Annotated in this window: 12 protein-coding genes; 6 read left to right on the forward strand and 6 right to left on the reverse strand. The window is 73.0% G+C overall.

What is annotated here, in order from left to right; all coding sequences use genetic code 11:
- Nucleotides 1-116: 116 nt before the first annotated feature.
- From ACFWIA_RS05620 to ACFWIA_RS05640, 5 genes are all read left to right on the forward strand, one after another.
- The gene (locus ACFWIA_RS05620; protein WP_387000691.1) at nt 117-1733 is read left to right on the forward strand and encodes an FAD-dependent oxidoreductase; all 1617 of its coding nucleotides are present in this window, start codon (nt 117-119) and stop codon (nt 1731-1733) included.
- Nucleotides 1734-1899: 166 nt separating this feature from the next.
- Nucleotides 1900-2958, forward strand: a complete 1059-nt coding sequence (locus tag ACFWIA_RS05625; protein ID WP_387000693.1) for an LLM class flavin-dependent oxidoreductase — start codon at nt 1900-1902, stop codon at nt 2956-2958.
- A gap of 203 nt (nt 2959-3161) precedes the next feature.
- A complete protein-coding gene (locus tag ACFWIA_RS05630; protein WP_387000695.1) occupies nt 3162-4268 on the forward strand; it encodes a PAC2 family protein in 1107 nt (368 codons plus the stop codon).
- A gap of 259 nt (nt 4269-4527) precedes the next feature.
- On the forward strand, nt 4528-4878 hold the full coding sequence (locus ACFWIA_RS05635) for a YciI family protein (RefSeq protein ID WP_387000697.1): 351 nt from the start codon (nt 4528-4530) through the stop codon (nt 4876-4878).
- A 25-nt stretch (nt 4879-4903) separates the two neighbouring features.
- Nucleotides 4904-6211 (forward strand): RNA polymerase sigma factor, encoded by a 1308-nt coding sequence (locus tag ACFWIA_RS05640; RefSeq protein WP_387000699.1) that lies wholly within the window; start codon nt 4904-4906, stop codon nt 6209-6211.
- 72 nt (nt 6212-6283) lie between these two features.
- Here ACFWIA_RS05640 and mshC read toward each other — a convergent pair whose 3' ends face one another.
- From mshC to ACFWIA_RS05660, 4 genes are all read right to left on the reverse strand, one after another.
- Nucleotides 6284-7513 carry a cysteine--1-D-myo-inosityl 2-amino-2-deoxy-alpha-D-glucopyranoside ligase gene (gene mshC, locus ACFWIA_RS05645; RefSeq protein ID WP_387000701.1) on the reverse strand — a complete coding sequence of 410 codons (1230 nt, stop codon included), beginning with the start codon at nt 7511-7513 and terminating at the stop codon, nt 6284-6286.
- Nucleotides 7514-7562: 49 nt separating this feature from the next.
- The gene (locus tag ACFWIA_RS05650) at nt 7563-8390 is read right to left on the reverse strand and encodes an SCO1664 family protein (RefSeq protein WP_387000703.1); all 828 of its coding nucleotides are present in this window, start codon (nt 8388-8390) and stop codon (nt 7563-7565) included.
- Nucleotides 8354-8944 carry a DUF3090 domain-containing protein gene (locus ACFWIA_RS05655; protein WP_385760458.1) on the reverse strand — a complete coding sequence of 197 codons (591 nt, stop codon included), beginning with the start codon at nt 8942-8944 and terminating at the stop codon, nt 8354-8356. The genes ACFWIA_RS05650 and ACFWIA_RS05655 overlap by 37 nt, the downstream gene beginning before the upstream one ends.
- A 92-nt stretch (nt 8945-9036) precedes the next feature.
- Nucleotides 9037-9786, reverse strand: a complete 750-nt coding sequence (locus tag ACFWIA_RS05660; RefSeq protein WP_387000705.1) for a histidine phosphatase family protein — start codon at nt 9784-9786, stop codon at nt 9037-9039.
- A 58-nt stretch (nt 9787-9844) separates the two neighbouring features.
- On the opposite strand from ACFWIA_RS05660, the gene corA reads away from it, so the two are divergent.
- Nucleotides 9845-10843 (forward strand): magnesium/cobalt transporter CorA, encoded by a 999-nt coding sequence (gene corA, locus ACFWIA_RS05665; protein ID WP_387000706.1) that lies wholly within the window; start codon nt 9845-9847, stop codon nt 10841-10843.
- Nucleotides 10844-10871: 28 nt separating this feature from the next.
- On the opposite strand, the gene ACFWIA_RS05670 is transcribed toward corA, so the two are convergent.
- Nucleotides 10872-11660: a ferritin-like domain-containing protein gene (locus tag ACFWIA_RS05670; RefSeq protein WP_387000708.1), complete on the reverse strand. Its 789-nt coding sequence runs from the start codon at nt 11658-11660 to the stop codon at nt 10872-10874.
- A gap of 291 nt (nt 11661-11951) precedes the next feature.
- The gene (locus ACFWIA_RS05675) at nt 11952-13007 is read right to left on the reverse strand and encodes an LLM class F420-dependent oxidoreductase (RefSeq protein ID WP_387000710.1); all 1056 of its coding nucleotides are present in this window, start codon (nt 13005-13007) and stop codon (nt 11952-11954) included.
- Nucleotides 13008-13162: the final 155 nt, after the last annotated feature.

Here is a 13162-nt window from a genome sequence, read left to right on the forward strand (position 1 = left end):
TATTGGGCTTGTTTGGGTCTTTGGGTTGTTTCTACTACGATGTTAAGTGCCCCCCGGGGGCGCGGCGGGGTCCACCGGGGGGCCCGACTTCGAGAGCTGACGAGGAGCACGACACCATGACCACCCAGCCAGGCGCCGCCTACCCCACGCTCGGGCTGCACCCCGGTGCCGGTTCGCAGCAGAGCCGCGCCGAGACCCGGGAGCAGCTGTCGCGGGCGACGTACGACCTCCTGGTCATCGGGGGCGGCATCCTCGGCATCTCGACGGCCTGGCACGCCGCCCAGTCGGGGTTGCGGGTGGCCCTGGTGGACGCCGCCGACTTCGCCGGCGCCACCTCGTCGGCCTCGTCCAAGCTGCTCCACGGCGGGCTGCGGTACCTCCAGACCGGGGCCGTGAAGCTCGTCGCGGAGAACCACTTCGAGCGGCGGGCGGTCTCCCGTGAGGTGGCGCCCCACCTGGCGAACCCGCTCACGTTCTACCTCCCGGTGTACAAGGGCGGCCCGCACGGCGCGGCGAAGCTCGGGGCGGGCGTCTTCGCGTACTCGGCGCTCTCCGCGTTCGGCGACGGCGTGGGCCACCTGCTGTCGCCCGCGCGGGCCCAGCGGGACGTGCCGGAGTTGCGCACGGACAACCTGAAGGCGGTCGCGGTCTACGGCGACGGCCAGATGAACGACTCCCGGATGGCCCTGATGACCGTGCGCGCGGCCGTCGAGGCGGGAGCGGTGGTCCTCAACCACGCCGAGGTCACGGGGCTGCGCTTCACCCGGGGCCGGGTCACCGGTGCCGAACTGAAGGACCGCATGGACGGCACCGAGTTCGGGGTGGACGCCCGGCTGGTGCTCAACGCGACCGGGCCGTGGGTGGACCACCTGCGCCGGATGGAGGACGCCGGCTCGGCCCCGTCCATACGCCTGTCCAAGGGCGCCCACCTGGTCCTGAAGCGCACCTCGCACTGGCGGGCGGCGCTCGCCACGCCCATCGACAAGTACCGCATCACCTTCGCGCTGCCCTGGGAGGACATGCTCCTGCTGGGCACCACCGACGAGGAGTTCGAGGGCGACCCGTCGGAGGTGGCGGTGACCGAGAAGGACACCGCGCAGATCCTCGACGAGGCCGCGTTCTCGGTCCGGGACCGGCAGTTGGACCGGGAGCTGATCACCTACTCCTTCGCGGGGCTGCGGGTGCTGCCCGGTGGCCCGGGCGACACGTCCAAGGCCAAGCGGGAGACGGTCGTGAGCGAGGGCCGGGGCGGCATGCTGTCCGTCGCGGGCGGCAAGTGGACGACCTTCCGGCACATCGGCCGCACCATCATGGACAAGCTCGCCGCGCTGCCGGGCCGTCCGCTCGGCGAGGACATGGAGCCCATGTCGGCGCTGCCGAACCGGCTGCCGCTGCCGGGCATCGCCAACCCGCAGGCCGTGGCGCACCGGCTGCTGGTCGACGGCGGCACCCCCGGTCCGCGGATGGCCGCCGACACCGCCCGGCACCTGGCCACCCACTACGGCTCGCTGGCCTTCGACATCGCCCGGCTCGCCAACGAGGACCCGCAGCTGGCCGCGCGCGTCCACCCGGACGCCCCGGAGATCTGGGCCCAGGTGGTGTACGCCCGGGACCACGAGTGGGCCGAGACGGTCGACGACGTGCTGCGCCGCCGGACCACGCTGACCGTCCGCGGGCTGGACACCGACGAGGTGCGGGCGCGGACCCGGCAGCTGCTGGACGCGCGGCGCTGACCCCGCTCCGCCCGGACGCCCGTCGGCCGTCGGGTGGCACCCCCTGGGGAGCCGCCCGGCGGCCCTCGTGCGTCCGGCGCGGCGCACGCTCCGGACACGAACGGCCGTGCGACCGCCGCCACGCCGCGTACACACCCCGGCAACACGGCGCCGGGACAGTGGACGCATGAGGTTCCAGGTGCTCTCCATCGTGGGCCACGCGCCCCACCCGCTGACCGGTCGGCTCAGCTCCGCCGCGGACCGTCTCCAGGAGGTGGTCGAGACCGGGGTCGCCGCCGAACGGCTCGGTTTCGACGCGTACGCGATCGGGGAACGGCACGCGGGCGCGTTCCTCTCCTCCAGTCCGACGGCCCTGCTCGGCGCGCTCGCCGCACGGACCCGTCGGATCAGGCTGCTGACCGGGGTGACGGTGGTGGCGATCCTCGACCCGGTGCGGGTCGCGGAGGACTACGCCACCTTGGACCAGCTGTCCCGGGGCCGGATCGAACTGGTCGTCGGCAAGGGGGCCGAGGCCGGTCACTTCGATCTGTTCGGGCTGGACGAGGCGCGGCAGTGGGACCTCCAGAAGGAGAAGTACGAGTTGCTGCGGCGGCTCTGGCGCGAGGAGGGCGTCGACTGGGAGGGCGAGTTCCGGCCCGCGTTGAAGGGCGTCACCACCGTGCCCCGCCCGTTCGCGGGTGCCCCGCGCGTCTGGCACGGTTCGGCGACCAGCCTCAACTCCCCCGAACTGGCGGCCCAACACGGGGACCCGCTGTTCACCGCCAACGCCGTCCAGCCGCGGGCGGCCTACGTCCGGCTCATCGACCACTACCGGGAGCGCTTCGAGGCGCACGGGCACGACCCCGCACAGGCGTACGTCGGTGCCGGGTCCGGCGGGCTCCTCATCGCGGACACCCACGAGCAGGCCGTCGCCCGGTACAAGGAGCTGTACGAGGCCCGGGTGCGGCAGAGCTTCAAGCCCCATCTGGTGGGTCGACCCGGCTACAACACCCCGTTCACGACCATCGAGGACGCCATCGCGGACGGGCCCCAGCTCATCGGCTCGCCGCAACAGATCATCGACAAGATCCTCGGGTACCACGCCGCGTACCGGCACCAGCTCCAGTCGGTCACCGTGGACGGCTTCGGGCTGTCGGCCGGCGAGCAGGTCGACACGCTCCAGCGCTTCGCCGAGGAGGTCGCGCCCGTGGTCCGCCGGGCGGCTCCGTCCACGCTCTGGAGCTGAGCGGGCCCGGGCGCCGCGTCCGCACGGACCGCCCCCGCCCCCACCGGTCGGGCCCGAGGATCATCGGTCGCCGGTCGGGGGTGTCACCGGGCGTTGACCGGGGCAGTGTCCGTTCACTCCCCCGTGCGAGGGGGCTGCGGCGGGTCGCCCCGATGGCCGTAAGGTTGGGGCGTACGTGAGGGCTTGTCGGAAGGAGGCGCTGGGTGATCGAGCTCGACGGGGTTCCCGAGCTGATCGACCCGGTCATGGTGGCCGCGTTCGAGGGCTGGAACGATGCCGGTGACGCCGCCTCCACCGCGGTCGCGCACCTCGACAGGGAGTGGAAGGGCGAGGTCTTCGCCGCGTTGGACGCGGAGGACTACTACGACTTCCAGGTCAACCGGCCGACGGTGTGGTTGGACGGCGGCGTGCGGAAGGTCACCTGGCCGACGACGCGGCTGTCCGTGGTGCGGGTCGGCGGTGACAAGCCGCGTGACCTGGTGCTGGTCCGGGGCATCGAGCCGTCGATGCGGTGGCGGTCGTTCTGCAACGAGTTGCTGGGCTTCGCGCACGAGTTGGGCGTCGAACTGGTGGTGATCCTCGGGGCGCTGCTCGGCGACACCCCGCACACCCGACCGGTACCGGTCAGCGGGGTCACCTCCGATCCGGACCTGGCGCGCACGATGGACCTGGAGGAGACCAAGTACGAGGGCCCGACCGGCATCGTCGGCATCCTCCAGGAGGCGTGCACCCACGCCGGTGTGCCCGCGGTGTCGCTGTGGGCGGCCGTTCCGCACTACGTGTCGCAGCCGCCGAACCCGAAGGCGACCCTGGCCCTGCTCAACCGGCTGGAGGACCTGATCGACCTGCGCATCCCGCTCGGGGAACTACCGGAGGACGCGCGGGCGTGGCAGCTCGGCGTGGACCAGCTCGCCGCCGAGGACAGCGAGGTCGCGGAGTACGTCCAGACCCTGGAGGAGGCCCGGGACACCGCGGAGCTCCCGGAGGCGTCCGGGGAGGCCATCGCACGGGAGTTCGAACGCTATCTCCGGCGGCGGGACGGCGGGAACGGCCCCGCGGCCACCGCGCCGGGGCTCACCACCGACGGCGGTGAGGCCGCGGCGTACCTGCGCGAGTCGCCGAGCGAGCGGACCCGTCCGCCCCGTCCGCAGCGGGCGGCCGACGGCGCCGAGGCGCGGGAGGGCGACGGCCCCGCAGCCGAGGCCAAGGGCCCGTCCGGGGAACGCCGCGCACCGTCCGGGGAGGAGCCCCCGGGCGCCGACTCCGAGGACGGGTCTTCGGGGGACGGACCGGAGCGGGAGACGGACTGAACCGCCGCAACGCGGGTACGGGCCGTCGCACGGGAGGAATCTCCCGTGCGACGGCCCGTTCGTCGTTTCGCCCTCTGAACCGCTACTGACCTGCGGATTCGCCTGCGGCACCAGGGGGCGCCCGAGCCCTCGCCGCCCGGATGTCATCGATCTGGAGAAGAATCTTCGGCAGCGGTGTCGATCCGTCGGTGTTCCGTTCGTCGTCAGGGTGTACGGCGGATCACCGCCGCTGACACACCTTGACGACAGGAGTCGAACCATGAAGTACATGCTGCTGATCCAGACCAGCTCCGCCGACGCATCGGGCAGCTCCGCCGGCTGCGAGGTCTCGGACTGGATCGCGTACACCAAGGCGGTGCAGGACGCCGGGATCTACGTCTCGGGCGAATCCCTCGCCGACCTGGTCACCGCGACCACCGTGCGGGTCTCCGCCGAGGGCGAGCGGACCGTGACCGACGGCCCGTTCGCGGAGACGCGCGAGTTCCTGGGCGGTTTCTACGTCATCGACGTGCCGGACCTGGACGCGGCACTGGACTGGGCCGCCCGCTGTCCGGGGGCGCTCGGCGACGGCGCGGTCGTCGTGCGGCCGATCGCCGACTTCACCGGCTGAGGCTCCGGGACCGAAGGAACGGATCATGACGGACACGGGCCGGCCGCACCCCGCCGACGAGGGGGGCGAGGTGAGCGCCGCCGACCGAGCGGTCGAACAGGTGTTCCGTGAGGAGCGCGGACGGTTGCTCGCCTCGCTCGTCGGCCGGTTCGGCGATCTCGACCTGGCCGAGGAGGTCGCCTCGGAGGCCGTGGAGGCGGCGCTGCGGCACTGGCCCGTGGACGGCGTGCCCGCACGACCGGGCGCCTGGCTGCTGACCACGGCCAGGCGCAAGGCCGTCGACCGGCTGCGCCGCGACCAGACGTACGCCACCCGGCTCGCCGTCCTCCAGGCCGAGGCGGACCGGGCGGCCCCCGCCCCGCCCGCCGACACCACCCGGGACCTGCCCGACGAGCGGCTCCAACTGTTCTTCACCTGCGCCCACCCCGCGCTGGCGGAGGACGCCCGGGGCGCCCTGGTGCTGCGCTGCCTGGCGGGGCTGACGACGCCCGAGGTCGCCCGGGCCTATCTGATGCCCACGGCGACCATGGCCCAGCGGATCGTCCGGGCGAAGAAGAAGATCCGGGAGGCGCGCGTCCCGTTCCGCGTCCCCGGCCCCGACGAACTGCCGCGGCGCCTGCCCGGTGTGCTCCAGGTCCTCTACTCGATCTTCACCGAGGGGTACGCGGCCAGTGCGGGGCCGCGGTTGCAGCGGCTGGACCTCGCCGAGGAGGCGATCCGTCTGACCCGCCTGCTGCACCGGCTGCTGCCCACGGAACGGGAGGTCACGGGGCTGCTCGCGCTGATGCTGCTGGTCCACGCGCGCCGCGCCGCCCGGACCGGACCGGACGGCGCCCTGGTCCTCCTGGCCGACCAGGACCGGAGCCGCTGGGACCGGCCGATGATCGAGGAGGGGCTCGCCCTGGTGCCCCGGGCGCTGGCGCCGGGCCCGCCCGGACCGTACGGGGTGCAGGCGGCGATCGCCGCGCTGCACGACGAGGCCACGGACCCGGCGGACACCGACTGGCCGCAGATCGTCGCCCTGTACGACGTGCTGCTCGCGATCGCCCCGTCCCCCGTCGTCGCGCTGAACCGGGCGGTGGCGGTGGCGCTGCGGGACGGTCCGGCCGCCGGGCTCGCCCTGCTCGACGCCCTCGCCGACGAACCGCGGCTACGCGGCCACCACCCGTACGCGGCGGCGCGGGCCGAGCTGCTGCACCTGCTCGGCCGGCGGGCCGAAGCCGTCGTGGCCTACCGCGCGGCGCTCGCCCTCGCCGGCACCGCGCCCGAGCGGGCCCATCTACGGCGCCGACTGGACGCCGCCCTGGCAGCGGGCGACGCGCCCTGCTCATGAACGGTGCCCCCGGGCCCTCCCCCGTCGTGGCGGGAGGGCCCGGGGGCACCGTGCGCTGACCGTGGTGGCGCGCTACAGGGCGACGCCCAGCAGGGCGTCCACGGTGCGGGAGACCACACCGGGCGCGCCCTCGTCGCTGCCGCCCTCCGCGGCCTGGCGGGCGGCCCAGCGGTCGACAGCGGCGAGCGCGGCGGGAGCGTCCAGGTCCTGGGAAAGGGCCTGGCGGACCTCCTCGACCAGGGCCTGCGCCGCGGGGCCGTCGGGGCGCGAGACGGCGGCGCGCCAGCGCCCGAGGCGGTCCACGGCGTCCCCGAGGACGGTGTCGGTCCACTCCCAGTCGCTGCGGTAGTGGTGCGCCAGCAGGGCCAGCCGGATCGCGGCCGGGTCGACGCCCTCGCGGCGCAGGGTGGAGACGAAGACCAGGTTGCCCTTGGACTTCGACATCTTCTCGCCGTGCAGGCCGACCATTCCGGCGTGGACGTACGCCCGGGCGAAGGGGTGCTCGCCGGTCAGCGCCTGGGCGTGGGAGGCGCCCATCTCGTGGTGCGGGAAGGCGAGGTCGGAGCCGCCGCCCTGGATGTCGAAGCCCATCCCGAGGTGGTCCAGGGCGATGGCCACGCACTCGATGTGCCAGCCGGGCCGACCGGGGCCGAGGGAACCGCCGTCCCAGTGGGGCTCGCCGTCGCGGGCCGCCATCCAGAGCATGGGGTCGAGCGGGTTCTTCTTGCCGGGACGGTCGGGGTCGCCACCGCGTTCGGCGGACAGCAGCCGCATCGCGGCGGCATCGAGGCGGGACACCTCGCCGAAGTGCGGATCGGACTCGACGGAGAAGTAGACGTCGCCCTCCAGCTCGTAGGCGGCGCCCGCGTCCCTGAGGCGTTCGACCAGGGGGACGATCCCCGGTATGGCTTCGACGGCCCCTATGTAGTGGCGCGGCGGGAGCATCCGCAGGGCGGTCATGTCCTCGCGGAAGAGGTCGGTCTCGCGGTGGGCGAGCCCCGCCCAGTCGACACCGTCGCGCTCCGCCCGTTCCAGGAGCGGATCGTCGATGTCGGTGACGTTTTGCACGTAGTGGACCTGGCGCTTGGTGTCGAGCCACACGCGCTGAACGAGGTCGAACGCGTTGTAGGTCGCCGCGTGACCCAGATGGGTCGCGTCGTACGGCGTGATGCCGCAGACGTAGATACGGGCGACGGGACCGGGGGCGAGATCGACGAGGCCGCCGGTCGCGGTGTCGTGAATCCGAAGGTCGCGGCCCCGTCCGGGCAGGGCGGGGACCTCAGAAGCGGGCCAGGCATGCATGACATGAGCGTAACCGGACGGTGCGTCCGCTACACCGGTGGCCAAGGGTTTAAACCGGTGGCCAGGGAATCGCGGGCCACTGCCCGCCGGGCCGCGGGTGGACGCCGGAGGCCAGCAATGCGGCCACCCGGGCCCGCGTGGCGTCGATCTCCGGCCCGGTGATCAGTTCCGCGAGCCGTGTGGCCAGGGGCTCTTCGGGCTCCAGGGCGGCCCGCAGCGCGGTGAGGGCGGCCAGCGCCCCGGTGGTCAGCGGCTCGCCCGCCCAGCCCCACAGGAGGGTGCGCAACTTGTCGTCCGTGTGGAAGGTCACGCCGTGGTCGATGCCGTAGAGCCGGCCGTCGGCGGTCGGCAGCAGATGGCCCCCCTTGCGGTCGGCGTTGTTGATGACGGCGTCGAGCACCGCGAGGCGGCGCAGCCGGTCGTCGTCGGCGTGCACCAGCAGGGCGGTGCGCCCCTCGCCGACCTCGGCGAAGCCCACGGCCTTCCAGCCCGGCCCGGGCTCGCGCGCGTCCAGGAGGGCGAGCAGACCGTCGCCGGACGCTTCGGGGTCGCTGTCGATCCACAGTTGGCACATGCCCTCGCCGTGCGGACCGTCCCGGAGCACGGTGGGGGGCACCAGGTCCCGGCCGAGGACCTCGGCGACCTCGTAGGCGGCGACCTCACGCCGGGCGAGGTCGCCGTCGGGGAAGTCCCACAGCGGGCGTTCACCGGCGACCGGCTTGTAGACGCAGGCGGCGCGCTCCCCCTCGTGCTCGACCGTGCAGTACAGGGCCGTGTTGGACGCCTCCCGGATACGGCCGCGGATCGTCAGCTCGCCGTGGGCGAGCAGCTCGGTGACGGTCACGCCCCGCGGCGGTATCCGTTCTGGCGCGGGCATACGTGTCCCTCCGGGTCGAGCGGCAGACTGCACAGCGGGCAGGGCGGGCGACCCGCATTGACGACGTCCAGGGCCCGCTTGGCGAAGGCCCGGGCCTGCACTCCGGAGAGGCGGACGCGCAACATCGGCGGGCCGTTCTCCTCGTCCTGGAGGAGTCGTTCCTCGGCCTCGGCGAGGTCCTCCTCGGAGTCCGCGTCGAGTTCGACGAGGGCCTGCGCCTCGACGACCATCCGCTGCTCGTCGCCGTCCCAGGCGAGCGCCATGGTGCCGACCCGGAACTCCTCCTCGACCGGGGTGTCGAGGGGTGCGGTGTCGGAGATCTCGGTGGGCGCCACGGCCGGCACGGCCGCGCTGCCCCCGCTCCGCCGGACGACCTCGTCCAACAGTTCGTCCATGCGCTCCGCGAGGGCGGCGACTTGGGTCTTCTCCAGGGCGACGCTCGTGACCCGGGAGCCGGACGATGCCTGGAGGAAGAAGGTACGGCGCCCTGGCAGACCGACCGTGCCGGCCACGAAACGCTCCGGCGGGTCGTAGAGGAACACCTGACGGGACACGTCCTGTCTCCCTTGGAATCGACGGGTCGATCAGAGGATCGCCCGGGGGTTGCTGCTTTGCTCCGACCGCTTCACCCTACTGCGGTCCGCGATCACGGCGCGCCCGCGCCTCCACCCACCGTCGCGGTCCCGTCGGCCCCGCCGGTGTCCGCGACTGGGTCCTCGGCGTGCTCGGCGTGCTCGGCGTGCTCGGCGTGCTCGGCGTCCTCGCGGGGGACGAGCGAGGCGAAGTCGCCGGTGTCTCCGAGCCGGACCAGGAAGGGACGCACGGGTGTGTAGCGGATGACGGTCACCGAACAGGGTTCCACGGACACCCGTTGGAAGAGGTCCAGATGGAGACCGAGGGCGTCGGCGACCAGTGCCTTGATGATGTCGCCGTGCGAACACACCAGGTAGGTGGCGTCCGCGCCGTGCTCGTCGGCGACCCGGGCGTTCCACTCGCGGACGGCTTCGGCGGCCCGGGTGGCCATGGCCCGCATCGACTCGCCGCCGGGGAACGCGACGGCGGAGGGGTGTTGCTGGACGGCCGCCATGAGGGGTTCTTGGTTCAGCTCGGACAGCTTGCGGCCGGTCCACTCGCCGTAGTGGGCCTCGCCGACCCGTTCGTCGGTATGCAGGGTGAGTCCGGGCCGGGCGGCGAGCAGGGGTGCGACGGTCTGCCGGCAGCGTTCGAGGGGGCTGCTGACGACCGTGGCGAGGGGAACGCCGTCGAGCCGGCCGGGGAGGGTGGCGGCCTGGTCGGTGCCGCGTTCGTCGAGGGTCACACCGGGGGTCCAGCCCGCGAGCAGGCCCGCGGTGTTGGCGGTGGAGCGTCCGTGTCGGACGAGGATCAGCGTGGGCATGACGACAGCCTAGGACGACGGGGGTGTGCCTCCGGGGCCGGAGGGGAACAGGTGGTGCGTGATCGTGGACTGCGCCATCTACCGGGACGGACGCCGCGTCGAGGGGCCCGTCGACCTGCCCGATGCGCTCGCGCGGGCCCGCGCGAGCGAGGACGCCTTCGTGTGGATGGGGCTGCACGAACCGACGGAGGAGGAGTTCGCGCACGTCAGGGAGGAGTTCGGGCTGCACCCCCTGGCGGTGGAGGACGCCTTGAAGGCGCACCAACGGCCCAAGCTGGAGGTGTACGACGACTCGCTCTTCGTGGTGCTGAAACCCGTGGTGTACGAGCCGGAGGGCGACACGGTGTCCTCGGGCGAGGTGATGGTCTTCCTCGGCGACTCGTTCCTGGTGACGGTCCGGCACGGCGAGGGGGCGCCGCTCGGGGAGGTGCGGCGGCGGCTGGAGTCGGAGCCCGGCCTGCTGCGCAAGGGCCCCACGGCGGTGCTGTACGCGATCGCGGACGCGGTGGTCGACCACTACTTGGAGGTGGCCACGGAACTCCAGACGGACCTGGAGGAGTTGGAGGCCGAGGTCTTCTCGCCGGAGGGCGGCCGGTCACGGCACACGGCGATGCGGATCTACACCTTCAAGCGGCAGATCCTGGAGTTCCGCCGGGCGACGGTGCCCCTGTCGGTACCGCTCGGGCGGCTGGCGGGGACGGGGCCGTTCGCGGTGGCGGTGCCGTTCGTGAAGGAGTCCGCGCAGCCCTTCTTCCGTGACGTCAACGACCATCTGATGCGGGTGAACGAGTCCGTGGAGGGCCTGGACCGTCTGGTGTCGGACATCCTGTCGGCGCACCTGGCGCAGATGAGCGTGCGGCAGAACGACGACATGCGGAAGATCTCGGCGTGGGCGGCGATGGCGGCGGTCCCGACGATGATCGCCGGGATCTACGGCATGAACTTCGACCACATGCCGGAGTTGCACTGGGTCTGGTCGTATCCGGCGGTGATCGGGCTGATGGTGGTGCTGGAGGTCGCGCTGTACCGGACGTTCAAGCGGCGCGGCTGGCTGTGAGGGGCCGACCGCGCCGCAGGTGCCGGGGTCAGGCGAACTCGGCGGCGGAGGTGGCGGGTCCGCCGAGCGCGTCGCGGCGTTCGGGCATCGCCAGCGAGACCATCCGCCGCCAACCGTGGGCCCGCTCGTACGCGTACACGGCGTGGATGCCGGCCGCGAGGACCGCCGCCTTGGCCCGGGACCAGCCCAGGATGCGGCCCATGTGGGCCATCACGGCGAGGCTGACGTCCCGGTAGACCCGGATCTCGGCGTGCGCGCACTCACGGAGCGTGCGTTGGATGGCCCGGCCGTGTCCCGCGTACGCGAAGCGCAGCAGTTCCTCGTGGCAGTAGGCGAGGTGGTTGTCCTCGTCGTGGGAGATCATCTTCACCGCCCGGCCGATGTCGGGGTGGTCGCCGAAGAGGCGCCGCAGCAGTTCCATCTGCTCGGAGGCGCGCTGTTCGGTGACGCGGCTGTGGGCCAGGTAGGTGACGAGGTCCTGGACGGTCAGGGGCTCGTCCCGGTGGAGCTTGTCGTGGGCGAGGCCGATGCCCCGCCGTTCCAGCAGCATGGTGTAGTCGGTGTCCCCCGGCACCTCCACGGGGGTGAGGCCGCGCTTCTTGATCAGCGCGTTGAAGATGCGCCCGTGCTTGTCCTCGTCGGCACCGTGCCGGACCACCTTGGGGGCCAGGTCCCGTTCGACGGCGGGGACGAGGGCCGCGATCCGGGCGTTCTCCCACCCGCCCTGGGACTCGCCGCTGGCCGCGATGGAGCAGAACAGGCGGAACGACTCGTCGTTGTCGAGGATCTCCTGGAACAGGCTCTTGGCCGAGAGCATGACTGCCACCTCCGTGCAGGGGTCCGCGCAGAACGAGTCAAGTGCGGGACGCGCCCGACGGCAACAGGTGTGGGCGTCGGCTCGGCCGAACGAAGGACGCGCACCGCACGGTCCGGTGCGTAACCGTGCGGGCGGTGCCGCGTTGTGCTGGGTGACGGCCGTGGCGGGGAAGACCCCCGAGCCCCCACCACGGCCGCGGGCCCCCTGTCCGGGAACCGCCCGCCCGGCGGGGATGCGCCGGGGGGCGGTGCGTCGTCGGGGCCGCCCCCGCCGGACGGCGACCGGGTCGGCTCAGGCCAGTCCCGCACGTTCCAGGGCCTCGGTGCCGGCGCGCAGGGCGGCGAGGCGCTCGTCGAGGGTGAATCCGGCGGGGGCCAGGGTGAGCGTGGTGACTCCGGCGGCGGCGTACGCCTTCATCCGGTCGGCGATGCGGTCGACGGAACCGAGCAGTGTGGTGGAGTCGATCAACTCGTGCGGAACGGCGGCGGCGGCCCCGGCCTTGTCGCCGGACAGGTAGCGGTCCTGGATCTCGGCGGCCTCCCGTTCGTACCCCATGCGCCCGGCCAACTGGTTGTAGAAGTTCTGCTGGCGACTTCCCATGCCGCCCACGTAGAGCGCGGTGTACGGGCGGAAGGTGTCGGCGAGCGCGGTGACGTCCCGGTCCGCACCGACCGCCAGCGGCAGCGTGGGGCAGACGTCGAAGCCGTCCAGGGTCAGACCGGCCTTCTCCCGGCCGGCGCGCAGATGACGGACGGCGGTCTCCTCCAGGTGGTCGGCGGAGGGGAAGATCAGCAGGGCGCCGTCGGCGATCTCCCCGGTCTGCTCCAGGTTCTTCGGGCCGATCGCGGCGATGTACAGCGGGATGTGGGGGCGTTGCGGGTGCACGGTCAGCTTGAGCGGCTTCCCGGGTCCGTCGGGCAGCGGGAGCGTCCAGTGCTGGCCCTCGTAGGAGAGGCGTTCGCGGGTCATGGCCCGGCGGACGATCTCGACGTACTCGCGGGTGCGGGCGAGCGGCTTGTCGAACTTCACGCCGTACCAGCCCTCGGAGACCTGCGGGCCGGACACCCCGAGGCCGAGGCGGAACCGACCGCCGGAGAGCGAGTCCAGGGTGGCGGCGGTCATCGCGGTCATCGCGGGCTGTCGGGCCGGGATCTGGAGGATCGCGGAGCCGACGTCGATGCGTTCGGTGTGGGCGGCGACCCAGGCCAGCACGGTCGGGGCGTCCGAACCGTACGCCTCGGCGGCCCAGCACACCGCGTAGCCGAGGCGGTCCGCCTCCTTGGCCACCGCGAGGTTGTCGCCGTCCATGCCCGCGCCCCAGTAGCCGAGATTGATCCCGAGTTGCATGACCGATGCCCCTTACTGGTCAGTAACGTTGTCTGTGCGGCGAACCCTAGCGCGCGGCGGGCGATCCGTCAGGGGACGGGACGGGGGCTGCGGCCGGACCCCGCACGGCAGGTCGTCCGGGACGGGCCGTCGTGTCGGTTCGGCACCGGTTGTCG

Origin of the sequence: Streptomyces sp. NPDC127068, from assembly GCF_042724695.1 — a bacterium.
Taxonomy (GTDB): Bacteria; Actinomycetota; Actinomycetes; order Streptomycetales; family Streptomycetaceae; genus Streptomyces.